The 14,940-nt window shown below is 62.6% G+C and carries 14 protein-coding genes; 7 read left to right on the top strand and 7 right to left on the bottom strand.

Annotated elements, in window-relative coordinates; genetic code table 11:
• Window positions 1-224 precede the first annotated feature (224 nt).
• Both trxA and AC07NR_RS11575 read right to left on the bottom strand, forming a co-directional pair.
• Window positions 225-554 (bottom strand): thioredoxin TrxA, encoded by a 330-nt coding sequence (gene trxA, locus AC07NR_RS11580; RefSeq protein WP_003206727.1) that lies wholly within the window; start codon window positions 552-554, stop codon window positions 225-227.
• Window positions 555-674: 120 nt separating this feature from the next.
• A complete protein-coding gene (locus tag AC07NR_RS11575) occupies window positions 675-1,382 on the bottom strand; it encodes a FadR/GntR family transcriptional regulator (protein ID WP_495078606.1) in 708 nt (235 codons plus the stop codon).
• Between the two features lie 256 nt (window positions 1,383-1,638).
• On the opposite strand from AC07NR_RS11575, the gene AC07NR_RS11570 reads away from it, so the two are divergent.
• From AC07NR_RS11570 to ppx, 5 genes are all read left to right on the top strand, one after another.
• Complete coding sequence (locus AC07NR_RS11570; protein WP_114886232.1) at window positions 1,639-2,424, top strand: transporter substrate-binding domain-containing protein; 786 nt, start codon at window positions 1,639-1,641, stop codon at window positions 2,422-2,424.
• A gap of 21 nt (window positions 2,425-2,445) precedes the next feature.
• The gene (locus AC07NR_RS11565) at window positions 2,446-3,126 is read left to right on the top strand and encodes an amino acid ABC transporter permease (protein ID WP_495078605.1); all 681 of its coding nucleotides are present in this window, start codon (window positions 2,446-2,448) and stop codon (window positions 3,124-3,126) included.
• Window positions 3,123-3,773, top strand: coding sequence for an amino acid ABC transporter permease (locus tag AC07NR_RS11560; RefSeq protein WP_085606037.1), 651 nt, complete (start codon window positions 3,123-3,125; stop codon window positions 3,771-3,773). Before AC07NR_RS11565 ends, AC07NR_RS11560 begins: the two co-directional genes overlap by 4 nt.
• Entirely contained in the window at window positions 3,760-4,497 is a 738-nt protein-coding gene (locus AC07NR_RS11555) for an amino acid ABC transporter ATP-binding protein (protein ID WP_248739869.1), read from the top strand. Before AC07NR_RS11560 ends, AC07NR_RS11555 begins: the two co-directional genes overlap by 14 nt.
• 104 nt (window positions 4,498-4,601) lie before the next feature.
• On the top strand, window positions 4,602-6,104 hold the full coding sequence (gene ppx, locus AC07NR_RS11550) for an exopolyphosphatase (protein ID WP_134828472.1): 1,503 nt from the start codon (window positions 4,602-4,604) through the stop codon (window positions 6,102-6,104).
• Between the two features lie 67 nt (window positions 6,105-6,171).
• Here ppx and ppk1 read toward each other — a convergent pair whose 3' ends face one another.
• Both ppk1 and hemB read right to left on the bottom strand, forming a co-directional pair.
• Complete coding sequence (ppk1, locus tag AC07NR_RS11545; protein WP_085708954.1) at window positions 6,172-8,397, bottom strand: polyphosphate kinase 1; 2,226 nt, start codon at window positions 8,395-8,397, stop codon at window positions 6,172-6,174.
• Window positions 8,398-8,415: 18 nt separating this feature from the next.
• Entirely contained in the window at window positions 8,416-9,429 is a 1,014-nt protein-coding gene (gene hemB, locus AC07NR_RS11540; protein ID WP_007951836.1) for a porphobilinogen synthase, read from the bottom strand.
• Window positions 9,430-9,637: 208 nt separating this feature from the next.
• On the opposite strand from hemB, the gene AC07NR_RS11535 reads away from it, so the two are divergent.
• Window positions 9,638-10,294, top strand: a complete 657-nt coding sequence (locus AC07NR_RS11535; RefSeq protein ID WP_085708953.1) for a DedA family protein — start codon at window positions 9,638-9,640, stop codon at window positions 10,292-10,294.
• Here the strand turns inward: AC07NR_RS11535 and AC07NR_RS11530 are convergent.
• The gene (locus tag AC07NR_RS11530; protein WP_495078604.1) at window positions 10,275-11,510 is read right to left on the bottom strand and encodes a sterol desaturase family protein; all 1,236 of its coding nucleotides are present in this window, start codon (window positions 11,508-11,510) and stop codon (window positions 10,275-10,277) included. The genes AC07NR_RS11535 and AC07NR_RS11530 overlap by 20 nt on opposite strands.
• 116 nt (window positions 11,511-11,626) lie before the next feature.
• Between AC07NR_RS11530 and elbB the strand changes: the two genes are divergently transcribed.
• Window positions 11,627-12,295 (top strand): isoprenoid biosynthesis glyoxalase ElbB, encoded by a 669-nt coding sequence (gene elbB / locus AC07NR_RS11525; protein WP_085731453.1) that lies wholly within the window; start codon window positions 11,627-11,629, stop codon window positions 12,293-12,295.
• Window positions 12,296-12,425: 130 nt separating this feature from the next.
• Here elbB and AC07NR_RS11520 read toward each other — a convergent pair whose 3' ends face one another.
• Window positions 12,426-12,881, bottom strand: coding sequence for a YaiI/YqxD family protein (locus AC07NR_RS11520; protein WP_065258237.1), 456 nt, complete (start codon window positions 12,879-12,881; stop codon window positions 12,426-12,428).
• A gap of 4 nt (window positions 12,882-12,885) precedes the next feature.
• Complete coding sequence (locus AC07NR_RS11515; protein WP_495078603.1) at window positions 12,886-14,781, bottom strand: FTR1 family protein; 1,896 nt, start codon at window positions 14,779-14,781, stop codon at window positions 12,886-12,888.
• Between the last annotated feature and the right edge of the window lie 159 nt (window positions 14,782-14,940).

Here is a 14,940-nt window from a genome sequence, read left to right as displayed (position 1 = left end):
GGGGGGGAAATTAAGCTTTTGGCTTAATGAGGCCGCGCCGCGGAGAAGGCGACAGGATCGCGTACTTGTTCGAAAAGGAGTGCGTCGGCGACGGCTAGCAGGGGGCAGTGGAGAAACCAGTGCGGGGCCGAATGTATCACCTGAGTTTCGGAGCGTCTAGCCCTGAATACGCAAAAAGCCCCGCGATTTGCGGGGCTTTTTGAGGACGGTCTTTACCGCGACGCTTAGATGTTGGCGTCGAGGAAAGCAGCCAGTTGCGACTTCGACAGAGCGCCGACCTTGGTCGCTTCCACGTTGCCGTTCTTGAACAGCATCAGGGTCGGGATACCACGTACGCCGTGCTTGGCCGGGGTTTCCTGGTTCTCGTCGATGTTCAGTTTGGCAACGGTCAGCTTGCCTTTGTAAGTCTCTGCAATCTCGTCCAGAACCGGAGCGATCATTTTGCAAGGGCCGCACCATTCAGCCCAGTAGTCGACCAGGACAGCGCCTTCGGCCTTGAGTACGTCGGCTTCGAAGCTAGCGTCGCTAACGTGTTTGATCAGATCGCTGCTCATGGAATTCTCCAGGTTGTAAGCAAAAAAACGTGGCCCATCATAGCCGCCCTTCCCTTGTTCAGGAAGCCGCAGATGATTGAGTCTTGCTATGGCACTCGATGAGTTTGGGTATAGCTCAAGTCACGCGCCGGCGGGGGCGATGAAGGAAATTCCGGTGCGTAGCGCCGCGTTGCGCACGTGCTCCTGCATGGCTTTCTGCGCTGCAGCGGAGGCCCGGCGCGCCAGCGCGCGGAGGATCTTGCGGTGTTCCTGCCAGGTTTCCATGGCCCGTTCGGCGCGGATGAACGGTAGCTTCTGGCTCTCCAGAAAAATGTCGGCGCTGGCGGTGAGGATGCTCAGCATCGCCTGATTGCCGCTGGCCCGCAGGATCCGCTGGTGGAATTCGAAGTCCAGTTTCACCGCCGCCTCGAAGTCGCCAGCGCGCAACTGTTCGCGCATGGCGGCGACGTTGTCTTCCAGCTCGTCCAGATCGAACGTGCTCAGCGTCACCGCCGCCAACCCGGCCGCAAAACCTTCCAGCGCATAGCGCAACTGGAAGATCTCCAGCGGCGAGGCCTGGGCTGCGAACGGCCAGGCCGGCGTGCCCTCCCCGCGCGACAACTCCACCGGCGACTGCACGAACACGCCCTTGCCCGGCTGGATGCTGACGACGCCCAGCGCACTCAAGGACGACAACGCTTCGCGCAACGACGCCCGGCTGACACCCAGCTGCACCGCCAGATCCCGTTGCGAGGGCAGCGCATCGCCGGGGCCGAAGCCCTGCTCGGTGATCAGTTTACGGATCGCTTGCAGCGCCACTTCGGGTACGGCGCGGGAGATCGAGTTCATGGTTTTCCAGACGGACCAGGCCAAGGTGCGGCCAGTTGTAAAGCTATTCGAGGCATCAGGCAAGTCGTGCCCCAGCGGGGTTCGACGGCGCGCATCGATGCGCTATCGCAGTGCGAAACCCGACCTGACTGTTCAGACCAGTAAGACCGAACAAACCCGCTAAACCCGTGGCTTTGCGGGGCCAGACCGCTGGTTTGGCACGGCCCGTGCTCTGTCCGATCGCAGATTTCACTTCCCGCCGATCCGGAGATTGTCCATGACGAAGCGTTACAGCGCCCTCCTCGCCGCCCTGTTTGCCGGTCTGATGCTGAGCCAGGCCCCCGCCCATGCCGACGGTCTGGACGACGTGGTCAAACGCGGCACCCTGAAAGTCGCCGTGCCTCAGGACTTCCCGCCCTTCGGCTCGGTCGGCCCGGACATGAAGCCGCGCGGCCTCGATATCGATACCGCGAAACTGCTGGCCGAGCAGCTCAAGGTCAAACTCGAACTGACCCCGGTCAACAGCACCAACCGCATCCCGTTCCTCACCACCGGCAAGGTCGATCTGGTGATTTCCAGCCTCGGCAAAAACCCCGAACGCGAGAAGGTCATCGATTTCTCCCGCGCCTACGCGCCGTTCTACCTCGCCGTGTTCGGCCCGCCGGATGCAGCCGTCAGCACCCTGGACGACCTCAAGGGCAAGACCATCAGCGTCACCCGGGGCGCCATCGAAGACATCGAGCTGACCAAGGTCGCTCCTGAAGGCGTGACCATCAAGCGCTTCGAAGACAACAACTCGACCATCGCCGCCTACCTCGCAGGCCAGGTCGACCTGATCGCCAGCGGCAACGTGGTGATGGTCGCAATCAGCGAAAAGAGCCCGAAGCGCGTGCCGGCGCTGAAGGTGAAGCTCAAGGATTCGCCGGTCTACGTCGGCGTGAACAAGAACGAGCCGGCGCTGCTGGGCAAGGTCAACGAAATCCTGGCCAGCGCCAAGGCTGACGGCGCGCTGGAAAAGAACGCGCAGACCTGGCTCAAAGAGCCGCTGCCGGCCGACCTCTGACCGGCGACGCGGGAGACTTTCATGGCCTATCAGTTCGATTTTTTGCCGGTGGTGGAAAACACCGACCTGCTGTTGCGCGGGGCGCTGTTCACCCTTGAGCTGACGGCCATTGGCGCGCTGTTTGGCGTAGGCGTGGGCATCGTCGGGGCGCTGGTACGGGCGTGGAATATCCGCCCGTTCTCGGCGATTTTCGGCGTGTATGTGGAGCTGATCCGCAACACGCCGTTCCTGGTGCAACTGTTCTTCATCTTCTTCGGCCTGCCGTCCCTCGGCGTGCAGATTTCCGAGTGGCAGGCCGCAGTGCTGGCGATGGTGATCAATCTCGGCGCGTACTCGACCGAGATCATCCGCGCCGGCATCCAGGCGATTCCGCGCGGGCAACTGGAAGCAGCGGCCGCGCTGGCGATGAGCCGTTTCGAAGCGTTCCGCCACGTGGTGCTGCTACCGGCACTGGGCAAGGTCTGGCCGGCCCTGAGCAGCCAGATCATCATCGTCATGCTCGGCTCAGCGGTGTGTTCGCAGATTGCCACCGAGGAGTTGAGCTTCGCCGCCAACTTCATTCAGTCGCGCAACTTCCGCGCCTTTGAAACCTACGCCCTGACCACCCTCATTTATCTGTGCATGGCGCTGCTGATTCGTCAGCTGCTGAACTGGCTCGGCCGGCGCTACCTGTCGAAAAGCAGCGCAAGGAGCAGCCGATGAGCGACTTCACGTTCTGGGACATCCTGCGCAACCTGCTCACCGGCCTGCAGTGGACGCTGGCGCTGTCATTGGTGGCGTTCATCGGCGGCGGGATCGTCGGGTTGCTGATCCTGATCATGCGCATCTCGAAAAACCCGCTACCCAGCAGCATCGCCCGCACCTGGATCGAACTGTTCCAGGGCACGCCGCTGTTGATGCAGCTGTTTCTGGTGTTTTTCGGCGTGGCGCTGGCCGGGGTCGAGATTTCGCCGTGGATGGCGGCGGCGATTGCTCTGACGCTGTTTACCAGCGCCTATCTGGCGGAGATCTGGCGCGGTTGCGTCGAGGCGATTCCCAATGGCCAGTGGGAGGCTTCGTCGAGCCTGGCGCTCAATCCGCTGGAGCAACTGCGCTACGTGATCCTGCCGCAAGCGCTGCGCATCGCCGTGGCGCCGACCGTGGGCTTCTCGGTGCAGGTGGTCAAAGGCACCGCCGTGACCTCGATCATCGGCTTCACCGAATTGACCAAGACCGGCGGCATGCTCGCCAACGCCACCTTCGAACCGTTCATGGTCTACGGCCTCGTTGCCGCCGGCTACTTCCTGCTCTGCTACCCCCTGTCCCTCAGTGCGCGCTACCTGGAAAGGAGACTGCATGCCTCTGCTTAGAATTTCCGCCCTGCATAAATACTACGGCGATCACCACGTACTCAAAGGCATCGACCTGAGCGTCGAGGAAGGTCAGGTGGTGGCGATCATCGGCCGCAGCGGCTCGGGCAAATCCACCCTGCTGCGCACCCTCAATGGCCTTGAGTCGATCAACGACGGCGTGATCGAAGTCGACGGCGAATACCTCGACGCCGCCCGCGCCGACCTGCGCAGCCTGCGGCAGAAAGTCGGGATGGTATTTCAGCAGTTCAACCTGTTCCCGCACCTGACGGTGGGCGAAAACGTGATGCTCGCGCCGCAAGTGGTGCAGAAAGTGCCCAAGGCCAGGGCGCAAGAACTGGCGCGGCAGATGCTGGAGCGCGTCGGCCTGGGTGAAAAATTCGATGCGTTCCCGGATCGGCTTTCCGGGGGCCAGCAACAGCGCGTGGCGATTGCCCGGGCGCTGGCAATGTCGCCCAAGGTGCTGCTGTGCGACGAGATCACCTCGGCGCTGGACCCGGAACTGGTCAACGAAGTGCTCAGCGTGGTCCGCCAGCTCGCGAAGGAAGGCATGACCCTGATCATGGTCACCCACGAAATGCGCTTCGCCCGGGAGGTCGGGGACAAACTGGTGTTCATGCATCAGGGCAAGGTGCATGAGGTGGGCGACCCGAAGGTGCTGTTTGCCGATCCGCAGACGCCGGAGCTGGCGAACTTCATCGGAACCGCAGAAGCCACAGGCTGAAAGCAGGCCATCAGTGCGCTAAATCAAGGGTTTGAACCATGCGCGTTGGCGGCAGCCTTTGATCGTGGCACGATGTCAGGGTTATCGACCGAGACCCCCAGACCATGCCGCAATCCCAAGCCAAGAATCTGTCCCTGATCGCCGCGATCGACCTGGGCTCCAACAGCTTCCACATGGTCGTGGCCAAGGCCCAGAACGGCGAAATCCGTATTCTCGAACGTCTCGGGGAGAAGGTTCAGCTGGCCGCCGGCATCGACGATGAGCGCCATCTCAACGAAGAATCCATGCAGCGCGGGCTCGATTGCCTGAAGCGTTTTGCCCAACTGATCAACGGTATGCCTCTGGGCGCCGTGCGGATCGTCGGCACCAACGCCCTGCGCGAAGCGCGCAACCGCCTGGAGTTCATCCACCGCGCCGAAGAAATTCTCGGCCACCCGGTGGAAGTCATCTCCGGCCGTGAAGAGGCGCGCCTGATCTACCTCGGCGTGTCCCACACCCTCGCCGATACCCCGGGCAAACGCCTGGTCGCCGACATCGGCGGCGGCAGTACCGAATTCATCATCGGCCAGCGCTTCGAACCGTTGTTGCGTGAAAGCCTGCAAATGGGCTGCGTGAGTTTCACCCAGCGCTATTTCAAGGACGGCAAGATCACCCCGGCCCGCTACGCCCAGGCCTACACGGCGGCGCGGCTGGAAATCATGAGCATCGAACACGCCCTGCATCGCCTGACCTGGGATGAAGCCATCGGCTCCTCGGGCACCATCCGTGCCATCGGCCTGGCACTGAAGGCCGGCGGACACGGCACCGGCGAAGTGAACGCCGAAGGCCTGGCGTGGCTCAAGCGTCGCCTGTTCAAACTCGGCGACGTCGACAAGATCGACTTCGAAGGCATCAAGCCTGACCGTCGTGCGATCTTCCCGGCCGGTCTGGCGATCCTCGAAGCGATCTTCGACGCCCTCGAACTGCAACGCATGGATCACTGCGAAGGTGCGCTGCGTGAAGGTGTGCTCTACGACCTGCTCGGCCGCCATCATCACGAAGACGTGCGCGAACGCACCCTGACCTCGCTGATGGAGCGCTACCACGTCGACCTGGAACAGGCCGCACGGGTCGAACGCAAAGCCCTGCACGCCTTCGACCAGGTGGCCGTGGACTGGCAGCTGGACGACGGCATCTGGCGCGAACTGCTGGGCTGGGCGGCGAAAGTGCACGAAGTCGGGCTCGACATCGCTCACTACCACTACCACAAGCATGGCGCCTACCTGATCGAGCACTCGGACCTCGCCGGGTTCTCCCGCGAAGACCAGCAAATGCTCGCCTTGCTGGTGCGCGGCCACCGCCGCAACATTCCCAAGGACAAGTTCGCCGAGTTCGGCGAGGACGGCGACAAGCTGATCCGCCTGTGTGTGCTGCTGCGCTTCGCGATCCTGTTCCACCACATTCGCGGCACCCAGACCATGCCGCAGGTCGCGTTGCACGCCAATGGCGACAACCTCGACGTGGAATTCCCGGAGAACTGGCTGGATGAAAACCAGCTGACCCAGGCGGATTTCGCGCTTGAGGCCGAGTGGCTGACGCGGGTGGGCGTTGTCCTGACCGTGCACTGAGTCAAAGGCAGGCACAAAAAAGGCGATCCGGATGGATCGCCTTTTTTTATTGCCTTGAGACCTGCGGTCAGCTGCTCACCGGCAGAATCGGGCTGCCCAACCGCTCCAGCAGCGTCGCCTGCGCACTGCGCGGGTTCTGGTTGCCGGTCGGCGTGTTGCGGATGTAGCGGCCGTCCGACTGCAGGCTCCAGCTGTGGGTGTTGTCGGTCAGGTACAGCTCCAGCTCTTTCTTGACCCGGGTCAGCAGCTTCTTGCCTTCCACCGGGAAGCAAGTCTCGACGCGCTTGTCGAGGTTGCGCTCCATCCAGTCGGCGCTGGAGAGGAACATCTGCTCCTCGCCACCGTTGAGGAAGTAGAACACCCGGGTGTGTTCAAGGAAGCGACCGATGATCGAGCGCACGTGAATGTTGTGCGAAACCCCGGCGATGCCTGGACGCAGGCAGCACATGCCGCGCACCACCAGGTCGATGCGCACGCCGGACTGGCTGGCCTTGTACAGCGCGCGGATGATCTTCGGATCGGTCAGCGAGTTGAACTTGGCGATGATGTGCGCCGGTTTGCCGTCGAGCGCGAATTGCGTCTCGCGGGTGATCATGTCGAGCATGCCCTTCTTCAGGGTGAACGGCGCGTGCAGCAGCTTCTTCATGCGCAGCGTCTTGCCCATGCCGATCAACTGGCTGAACAGTTTGCCGACGTCTTCGCACAAGGCGTCGTCGGAGGTCAGCAGGCTGTAGTCGGTGTACAGACGGGCGTTGCCGGCGTGGTAGTTACCGGTGCCGAGGTGCGCGTAACGCACGATCTCGCCGGCCTCGCGACGCAGGATCAGCATCATCTTGGCGTGGGTCTTGAAGCCGACCACGCCGTAGATCACCACCGCACCGGCCGCCTGCAGTCGGCTGGCCAGTTGCAGGTTGGATTCTTCGTCGAAGCGCGCCCGCAGCTCGATGACCGCCGTCACTTCCTTGCCGTTACGCGCGGCGTCCACCAGCGCATCGACGATTTCCGAGTTGGCGCCGGAGCGGTACAGGGTCTGGCGCACGGCCAGAACGTGCGGGTCTTTCGCGGCCTGACGCAGCAGGTCGACCACCGGGGTGAACGACTCGAACGGGTGCAGCAGCAGGATGTCCTGTTTGCTGACGACGCTGAAAATGTTCTCGCTGTTCTGCAGCAGTTTCGGGATCTGCGGGGTGAACGGCGTGTATTGCAGCTCCGGATGACTGTCCAGACCGGTGATGCTGAACAGACGCGTCAGGTTGACCGGGCCGTTGACCTGATACAGCTCGGTCTCGCTCAGGTTGAACTGCTTGAGCAGGTAGTCCGACAGGTGTTTCGGGCAGGTGTCGGCGACTTCCAGACGCACGGCGTCACCGTAACGACGGGAGAACAACTCGCCACGCAGGGCGCGGGCCAGGTCTTCGACGTCTTCGGAGTCGAGCGCAAGGTCGGCGTTCCGGGTCAGGCGGAACTGGTAGCAGCCCTTTACCTTCATGCCCTGGAACAGGTCATCGGCGTGAGCGTGGATCATTGACGACAGGAACACATAGTTGTCGCCAGGGCCGCCGACTTCTTCCGGCACCTTGATGATCCGCGGCAGCAGACGCGGCGCCGGGATGATCGCCAGACCGGAGTCGCGACCAAAGGCGTCGATGCCTTCGAGCTCGACGATGAAGTTCAGGCTCTTGTTCACCAGCAACGGAAACGGGTGCGTCGGGTCGAGGCCGATCGGGGTGATGATCGGCGCGATCTCGTCGCGGAAGTAACGGCGCACCCAGGTCTTGAGCTTGGTGGTCCAGTAACGGCGACGGATGAAGCGCACCTGATGCTTTTCCAGCTCCGGCAGCAGGATGTCGTTGAGGATCGCGTACTGGCGGTCTACGTGACCGTGCACCAGCTCGCTGATGCGGGCCAGGGCCTGATGCGGTTGCAGGCCGTCGGCGCCGGCCTGTTCACGGGCGAAGGTGATCTGCTTCTTGAGGCCGGCGACGCGGATCTCGAAGAATTCGTCGAGGTTGCTGGAGAAGATCAGCAGGAACTTCAGCCGCTCCAGCAACGGGTAGGACTCGTCCAGCGCCTGTTCCAGCACGCGGATGTTGAACTGCAGTTGCGACAATTCCCGGTGGATATACAGGCTGCTGTCATCCAGGCCGGGAATCGCGATCGCCGGGGCCGCCGCAGCGGGCTCTGCCGCCTGCGCGGGTGGCGCAGGCTCCAGTTCCGGCGGGGTTTCGGTAATCTGCTCGACCACGGGTTGAGCTTCTTTTACGGCAACTTCAGTGAGTCCTTCGGTATTCATCGAATGTTCCTGGGAGGGCTATTTCTGCTCTCGTAACAATTGAGCGGCACGGACAGCAAAGTAAGTCAGGATGCCATCAGCGCCGGCACGTTTAAAGGCGGTCAGGGATTCGAGGATCACGCCTTCGCTCAACCAGCCATTCTGGATCGCCGCCATGTGCATGGCGTATTCGCCGCTAACCTGATAGACGAACGTCGGCACTTTGAAGGCATCTTTTACCCGGAACAAAATATCCAGGTAAGGCATGCCGGGTTTGACCATGACCATGTCCGCGCCTTCAGACAAGTCCGCGCCCACTTCGTGCAACGCTTCGTCGCTATTGGCCGGGTCCATCTGGTAGGAAGCCTTGTTCGCCTTGCCCAGGTTCGCGGCCGAACCTACGGCATCGCGGAACGGGCCGTAATAGGCACTGGCGTACTTGGCCGAGTAGGCCATGATCCGCACGTTGACGTGACCGGCCAGCTCCAGCGCCTCGCGAATCGCCTGGATGCGACCGTCCATCATGTCCGACGGGGCCACCACCTGGGCGCCGGCGGCGGCATGGGACAAGGCCTGCTTGACCAGCGCATCGACGGTGATGTCGTTCTGTACGTAGCCTTCTTCGTCGAGAATGCCGTCCTGACCGTGAGTGGTGAACGGATCGAGGGCGACATCGGTGATCACCCCCAGCTCCGGGAAGCGGTCACGCAGAGCGCGGGTGGCGCGCTGGGCGATACCTTCGGGATTCCAGGCTTCGGCGGCATCGAGGGATTTGAGTTCAGGTGGCGTGACCGGAAACAGCGCCAGCGCCGGAATCCCCAGCTCGACCCATTTCGCCGCTTCTTCAAGCAGCAGGTCGATGGTCAGGCGCTCGACACCGGGCATCGAAGCCACGGCTTCGCGACGGTTTTCACCGTCGAGCACGAACACCGGCAGGATCAGGTCATCGACCGTCAGCACGTTCTCACGCACCAGCCGCCGGGAAAAATCATCACGGCGATTGCGACGCAGGCGGGTGGCGGGGAACAGGCGGTTGGCTGGGGTAAAGCTCACGGCAGACTCCTGAGCCCGCGCAGACGGGCGAGTGTGGCAGTTATAAGCGGCCATTATGACGGTCGTATTACAGTTATGTGCACCCCTGTGACATGTAGCCGCAATCCATTGTCGTTGTAGGAAATGTTAACGTCGAGACACATTTCGACACTTTCCTGAATGTGTCCGAAGGGTTAGGCTGCGCGTTCATTTCGCCAGCACCCAGACAATGCTCCAACAATTTCTGCATGACTTCGGCTACTTTGCCCTGTTTCTCGGCACGTTCTTCGAAGGCGAAACCATCCTGGTGCTCGCGGGCTTCCTCGCGTTCCGTGGTTACATGGACATCAACCTGGTGGTGGTCGTGGCGTTCTTCGGCAGCTATGCCGGCGATCAGCTGTGGTACTTCCTGGGCCGCAAGCACGGGCGCAAGTTGCTGGCGCGCAAACCGCGCTGGCAAATGATGGGCGACCGCGCGCTGGAGCATATCCGCAAGCACCCGGACATCTGGGTCCTGAGCTTCCGCTTCGTTTACGGCCTGCGCACGGTGATGCCGGTGGCGATCGGCCTGTCGGGCTACCCGCCGGGACGCTATCTGCTGTTGAACGGCATTGGTGCGGCGATCTGGGCCGCCGCCCTGGCCGCGGCCGCGTACCACTTCGGTGCGGTGCTCGAAGGCATGCTGGGCAGCATCAAGAAATATGAGTTGTGGGTACTCGGCGCGCTGCTGGTGCTGGGCGTCGGCCTGTGGCTGCGCCGCCGGTTCAAGAATGCCCGGCTGGCCAAGAAGGTCTACGAGGACGAGCAGGCCGAGCAACTGGCCAAGGCTGAACGGCATAAAGCCGAACAGGCCAAATCCGCCGAACCTAAGACGCCAGCCGAGTAAACCGCTGGCGGCAGTAATACAGCCCGATGCCACTGAGCAGGCTATAACCGAGCAGGCCGGCCCAGACCTCGGGGCTGGCCGGCCATAGCCCGACCTGCGGCGCCAGCCACACCAGCGGCAGATTCGCCGCCAGCCGCAGCAACTCCAGCCTCAACGCCCACGGGCGATTCTCCAGGGCCACGCCCAACACGAACAAACCGAACGCCACCGCGCCCCAGCCCAGTACCAGAGCGCCGGTCGACAGGCTACGCTCCAGATTCATCAGGTAACTGCCCAGCGCCACATACACGCCGAATTGCAGCAGCACGTACCACTGCTGTCGGACGCCCAGCGGCACTTCGAATTTGCGGAACCGGCTCAGGTCCGGCTTGTGCATCGGGTACTTCGCCGCCACGTCCGCCGGGCGCCATCCGGTGCGCATGAACCAGATCCGCAGCTTGTCCCGTTTGCTCCCTGCACGCCGCGCGTCATCCCACAGCTGCGCGTAAAACTGCACGTTGGCCCACAACGGATTCCAGCTCGCCAGCGGCGTGGTCACGCCGAAAATCACCGGTTCGTTGTCGTCCTCTTCCTGGAACGAGCCGAACAGACGATCCCAAATAATGAACACCCCGCCGTAGTTGCGATCCATGTAGAGAGCGTTCTGTGCATGGTGAGCCCGATGATTGGACGGCGTGACGAAGCACCATTCGAACCAGCCGAGCTTGGGAATGTGCTTTGTATGCACCCAGAACTGATACAGCAGATTCATCGCCGCGACACTGACAAACACCAGCAGCGGCACACCGAGCACGGCCATCGGCAGGTAAAAGATCCAGCCCAGCAGAAACCCGGTGCTGGTCTGGCGCAAGGCGGTGGACAGGTTGTAGTCCTCGCTCTGGTGATGCACCGAATGCGCCGCCCAGAGAATGTTCCGCTCGTGCCCCATGCGGTGCAGCCAGTAGTAGCAGAAGTCGTAGAGGACAAAAGCGAAGACCCACGTCCAGACGCTGTCCGCCGACAGCCTGAGCAGCGCCAGATGCTCCAGGGCAAACCCGTAGGTCACCACCCCCACGCCTTTGGTCAGCAGGCCGGTGGTGGTCGACAACACCCCGGTGCTGATGCTGTTCACCGCATCGGCCAGGCGATAATTGCTCACCCCGCGCCAACGGTCGGCGATCAACTCGGCCGCGATCAATACGAAGAAAAACGGCACCGCATACAGAATGAAGTTCATGACGCGCCCTGATCGAGATCCGTGTGCACAGATCCTAGGTGTAGCCACGGCCTGGCCCTATGGCAACGAACGACAAATTAGTGGACATTTAGCGCCATGAATCTGGAGAGAAACCCATGAGCAAAAAAGTTGCAGTGATCCTGTCCGGTTGCGGCGTGTACGACGGCGCCGAGATCCACGAAAGTGTCATCACCCTGTTGCGCCTCGATCAACGCGGCGCCCAGGTGCAGTGTTTCGCCCCGGACATCGCGCAATTGCATGTGATCAACCACCTCACCGGCAAGGAAATGCCCGAGTCGCGCAACGTGCTGGTGGAGTCGGCGCGCATCGCCCGGGGCAACGTCAAGGATGTCCGTGAAGCCGATGTCGATGATTTCGATGCGCTGATCGTGCCCGGCGGTTTTGGTGCAGCGAAGAACCTGTCGAACTTCGCCGTCGACGGCGCTGGCTGCTGCGTTCAGCCGGACGTACTGGCGCTGACCGAGGCGTTTGCCGAAGCGGGCAAACCGGTGGGCCTGATGTGCATTTCGCCGGCACTGGCCGCCAAGATCTACGGCCCGGGCGTGACCTGCACCATCGGCAATGACGCGGAGACGGCCAAGGCCATCGGCAAGATGGGCGCCACCCACGAAGACTGCGCGGTGACCGACATCATCGAAGACAAGGCACGCAAACTCGTGACCACCCCCGCCTACATGCTGGCGCAGTCAATCAGTGAAGCGGCTTCGGGGATCAACAAGCTGGTGGATCGCGTGCTTGAGCTGACCCACGAAAACGACGCCTGATCTCTCGGTCGAACACAAAACCAATGTGGGAGCGGGCTTGCTCGCGAAAACGTCAGGTCAGACAACTATTCGTTGAATGACACAACGCGTTCGCGAGCAAGCCCGCTCCCACAAGGGATTTATGTAATGTTCAGGGTTTGCGGGTGAGCCTGGTGAGGATCCGGTCCAGAGCATTGGCGAACGCCTGCTTCTCCCGGTCACCGAACGGCGCCGGGCCGCCGCTAACCTGGCCCTGCTCGCGCAGATCGGTGAACAGGTTGCGCGTCGCCAGCCGTTCACCCATGTTCTGCGCGTCGAACTCCTTGCCTCGCGGGTCCAGTGCTGCAACGCCCTTCTTCACCAGCCGGTCGGCCAGCGGGATATCGCTGCAGATCACCAGTTCGCCCGGCACCGCGTGTTCCACCAGATAATCATCCGCCGCATCCGGGCCGCTCGGCACCACGATCAGCTTGACGATCGCCAGTGCCGGTTTGCTTTGCGGCTGCCCCGCCACCAGCACCACCTCGAAGCGGCGCTTGAGGGCGAACTTGACCACCAACTCCTTGGCCATCTTCGGGCAGGCGTCGGCATCGATCCATACGCGCATCATCTCAGGCCGCCACTCGGCGCTTTTCCGCCACCCGGCTGCGGCCGTACAGCACGATAATCGCCGCTATCGCCACGGCCTGCGCCGCCAGCGAGTAGGCGTCGGCATGAATCCCCAGCCATTCGAAATCGAAGAACGCCACCGGCCGCGTGCCGAAGATCCCGGCCTCCTGCAACGCCTTCACACCATGACCGGCAAACACCACCGACAGCGCGCACAGCAGCCCCGCGTTGATGCTGAAGAACAGCGCCAGCGGCAGTTTCGCCGAGCCGCGCAGGATCACCCACGCCAGACCGAACAGCAGCACCAGCGCCGTCGCACCACCGGCCAGTACCGCGTTGTGTCCGGCAGGCCCGGCCTGCAGCCAAAGGGTTTCGTAGAACAGGATCACTTCGAATAGCTCGCGGTACACCGAGAAGAACGCCAGGATCGCGAAGCCGAAACGCCCGCCACCACCGACCAGGCTCTGCTTGATGTAATCCTGCCAGGCCGCCGCGTGGCGACGGTCGTGCATCCACACCCCGAGCCACAGCACCATGACACTGGCGAACAGCGCCGTGGCGCCTTCCAGCAGTTCGCGTTGGGAACCGCTGACATCGATCACGTACGCCGCCAGCGCCCAGGTACCGAGACCGGCCAACAGCGCCAGGCCCCAGCCGACATTGACGCTACGCACCGCCGATTGCTGGCCGGTATTGCGCAGGAACGCGAGGATCGCCGCCAGCACCAGAATCGCTTCCAGGCCTTCGCGCAGCAGAATCAGCAGCCCGGAGATGTAGCTCAGCGACCAGCTCAGACCGTCGCTGCCCAGCAAATCGGCGGACTCCTTGAGCTTGGCCTTGGCCGCGTCGAGACGCTGCTCGGCCTGCTCCGCCGACAAGCCGTCCTGCAGCGATTGCCGGTAGGCCATCAGGGATTTTTCGGTGTCCTTGCGCACATTGGCGTCGACGTTATCCAGCGAACTTTCAACCAGTTCGAAGCCTTCCAGATAGGCGGCGACGGACAAGTCATACGCCTGATCACGCTCGCCGGCGCGGTAGGCGGCAAGGCTCTTGTCCAGAGTCGCGGCGGTGTAGTCGAGCAACTGCGCCGGGCCACGCTTGACCTGCGGTGGTTGTGCCCGTTGTGCGCGGAAAGTCGCGGCGGCGGCCGGGCCTTCGGCGGCCTGCACTTCGGCCGGCGTCTGACGGGCGAGGTCGGCGATGTTGTAGGTCTTTTCGGATTTGGCCGTGGCCGGGTCGGCACTGAACTGGGCGATGTAGGTCGCCAGGTCCCAGCGCTGACGGTCGTCCAGTTGATCGGCGAAGGCCGGCATGTCGGTGCCTTCGACGCCCTGGCCGAGGGTGTTGTAGATCGCGTAGAGGCTCAGATGATCCAGACGCCTGGCATCACGCAGGTTGGCCGGTGCGGGCTCCATACCGACACCCGCAGGGCCATCGCCGGCGCCGTTGGCGCCATGACACACCGAACAGTGCTGGGTATAGAGCGGCGCACCACGGGTCGGGTCCGGGGTGATGATCGGCGCCTGGCTGACCTCATAGGCCACCGCCAGTTTCGCCCCCAGTTGCCGGGCCTGACGGGCGACGTCCGCGCCGTCCTGCTTCGCGGTGATGGCAGCCAGCAGGGCGTCGATGCCCTGCTCGAGGCCGGCCTTCTCCTGTTTGGCCGGCATGCCGGCAATCAAGCCTTGCAGCGCCCGGGTGAACTCCAGTTGTTCACGGTATTCGGCATCGTCGATGACCTTGCCTGCCTCTACCGTTGGCGGGTAATCGGCGCTGATGTAATCGAGCAGGTGCAGCGCTTGCGGCGCGCCTTCCACGGTATCGGCCAGCAGATTGAAGCTGCTCAGGGCAAACAACGGGAACACCAGCCAGGCCAGGAATCGGGACGAGGCAGTCATGAAGGGGTCTCAATTGGAAATGCGAAGTAACACATTGTTCACGTCGGGGGAGCCCGACTCAAGCTTTCTCATTGGACGCACCGGAATTATGCGCATTGTGCTGCAGCACATAGCCATCACTCGCCTCTATACTGCGTCGCCTTTCGCCCCTTTCGATTA

The organism is Pseudomonas sp. GW821-FHT09C09, assembly GCF_059418105.1.
This window is presented reverse-complemented; position numbering and strand designations above follow the sequence as displayed.